The following is a 358-nucleotide window of genomic DNA, read 5'->3' as shown; positions in this document are numbered from 1 at the left end:
CGATTTACCCTCAAAGAAAGAGCAAGATTCATCTGAATCGCAAGATCAAGCAGCTCAAGTCGTTGAACGCAACACAAAAACGATTGAGTTAGATATTGCATTAAAACGCTTTACCAAAATAAATTTGAATGAAGAGTCTTACAAAGATCCTGATAAGCTTACTGAAAGGGGTAAACGCAGTTTTAGATTTAGTTCGTTAGAATCTGCAAATTCATTATTAGAATTAGCTGTTGATCCAAAAATGATAGTGCATAATGATAATGAAAATAATGATGAGAACAATCAAAAAGAGTTAATTTCAGATGAAAACACCTTTATAACTGCCCATAAATTCAATTCACTACGCGACCGTAAAGGA

General features: G+C 33.2%; 1 protein-coding gene. It reads left to right on the top strand.

The window, feature by feature from the left end; genetic code table 11:
- A partial coding sequence (locus H3S73_RS13645; RefSeq protein ID WP_198248934.1) for a hypothetical protein occupies positions 1-358 on the top strand: 358 nt, incomplete at both ends.

It is taken from the genome of Gilliamella sp. B14384G12, assembly GCF_016101825.1.
GTDB classification, from domain to species: domain Bacteria; phylum Pseudomonadota; class Gammaproteobacteria; order Enterobacterales; family Orbaceae; genus Gilliamella; species Gilliamella apicola_N.
The sequence above is the reverse complement of the archived record's forward strand: the minus strand, read 5'-3'. Positions and strand labels throughout refer to the sequence as shown.